Here is a 2,210-nt window from a genome sequence, read left to right on the forward strand (position 1 = left end):
GTGCTACTAATAAGCCAAAGCAGATTAATATTATACTTGTTTTTTTTCGAGTAGGCATATTATACCTCCTATAAAATTCGTTCTTAAAAATTTCATGAGAGTTCAATGCCCCTCACAGAACCGTACTTGTGGATTTCCCACATACGGCTCTTCAGTCTAATTCACCTAGCATTAGACAAATAAAAGTTGTGTACTATTCTAGGTTTACTTAAAGGATAGTGTTTTAAATAACTATTATATTCAATCCAGTTCATTCTTTTCTTTTGGCTTTGTCTATTTAACCATTTGTAAACTAATTTGATTGTGTTATTATAAAATCTTACTAATCCTTTATAGTTTTCACTCACTCCATAATATTGATAATGTCCTCTGAGCTTAGAGTCTAATACTTTCCACCAATCTCTTGTTTTAACAAGATTTCTTACACTCTTGAGCCAAGTATTCATATCAACACATTTTGAAGCAAACTTTTTCCTGCTAGTTTTACGACCAACTTTAAAATATCCCCTTTTTGTTACATCACAATAGTGAGTAAAACCAAGAAAAGTAAAAGTATTTGTTTTTCTCTTCTGATTTTTAGCATTTTCTTGTTCATATCTGCCAAAACTGAAGTTACTACTCTTTTCTGGATGTAATTCAAGTTCATATTTATTAAATCTGCCTTTAAATGCTTTTTCTATTCTTTTAGCATCACTTTTAAGACTAACAAGGCATACAAAGTCATCTGCATATCTAACTAATTCACAATATCCTTTAGTATGAAATTTAACTACATTTTCAAACCATTCATCTAATACATAATGAAGAAATATATTGGCTAATATTGGACTTAAAATACTTCCTTGTGGTGTTCCTTTATCGCTCATAACAAGTAAATTATCTTCAACATATCCTGCTTTTAGAAACCTATTGATTAAAAATAAAAGGGAACTATCACTAATCCTTACTTTAAGAAAGTTAAGCAATAAATCATGAGATACATTATCAAAGAAACCCTTGATATCTGCTTCTACAATGTGGTTTATAGATTTAAAACTCAAACTATCATTTACCTTTCTCAGTGCTTGATGAGTGTTTTTATGAGGTCTAAACCCATAAGAGTTATCTATAAAATCTTGCTCATAAATAGCTGTTAATATCTCAGTTATTCCTCGTTCCACAATTTTATTTTCAATACTTGATATTCCCAAAGGTCGTGTTTTACCTCTTCCTTTTGGTATATAAACCCTTTTAGCTGGCTGTGGTTTAAACTTTTTCTGCTTAAGCTTAATCACAAGGTTTGCCAAGTTATTATCCAAATCCTTACCGTATTCCTCCCAACTTATATTATCAATCCCTATTGCCTTATTCCTGTTAAGGCTAAAATAGCAATCAGAAAGAAACTCTTCATCTAATAAATGTGCTAGGCTTGTAAACTTAACACTTTTATCCCTTTCTGCATACCAGCTTATTTGGAGCAATTTATATCTACTATTTCCAAGTTCTGTGTCTTGAGTACACATATATAACTCCAATACATTAAACTGCTGACCCCTTCGAGTGTCCTAAAAAAAAACTCAGCAGGCATTACCCTACTTACTCCTCTACTATGAATCAGTCCGACTACCAAAACATCATACCGACTTGTTCGCTTCTTCAGCTCCTTATCAGCTTTAATGGAATGCTTTGGTTCTCCCAAGTTCCAATACAAACAGTTTGTAAGCCCGCTATGGACTCAGACCCCGACAATGTCAATATATCCATTACCATTTCGGATATATTGATGATGGTTTCAGGCATATGAAAACCCTGACCCATTGTATTTTAAGGAGAATAACGAGGCTCAATACCTTCACTTGCGTTATGGCTGACTTACTCCTTTCCTAAGGCTTCACATAGTTTGTTACCTCACTATATGCTTAGTTCCGTACAAACCTGCTGGTTAGGCTTTAGTTTGGCTGGATTGTCCAGCTTGTTTATATTAGCTTTGCTTGGCACACTCATTATATTCACCTTTAGTTTTTTTTGTCAATCTTATTGTAACACAAGTTGTCATTGCTATCAATCAATATCAGTATATTCATGTTAAGTAAGTTTTGAAAACAATCATATAATTCAAATATAATAATTTTGAGTGAAGTGTGACAATATTTTCTGTTTTAGATATCAATAATCAAAAATGAGTGATTAGCACTATTTATTTCTTTTAATGAATTAAAACTTAATATAAG

General features: G+C 32.0%; 1 protein-coding gene. It reads right to left on the bottom strand.

The window, feature by feature from the left end; translation table 11 throughout:
• Window positions 1-161 precede the first annotated feature (161 nt).
• On the bottom strand, window positions 162-1,502 hold the full coding sequence (gene ltrA / locus PF569_01545) for a group II intron reverse transcriptase/maturase (GenBank protein MDA3854913.1): 1,341 nt from the start codon (window positions 1,500-1,502) through the stop codon (window positions 162-164).
• Between the last annotated feature and the right edge of the window lie 708 nt (window positions 1,503-2,210).

The organism is Candidatus Woesearchaeota archaeon (genome assembly GCA_027858315.1).
GTDB lineage: Archaea > Nanobdellota > Nanobdellia > Woesearchaeales > UBA583 > UBA583.

What these genes read in the sequence shown, in the direction of transcription:
- ltrA (MDA3854913.1), bottom strand. Translation starts at nt 1,502, where the DNA reads ATGTGTACTCAAGACACAGAACTTGGAAATAGTAGATATAAATTGCTC.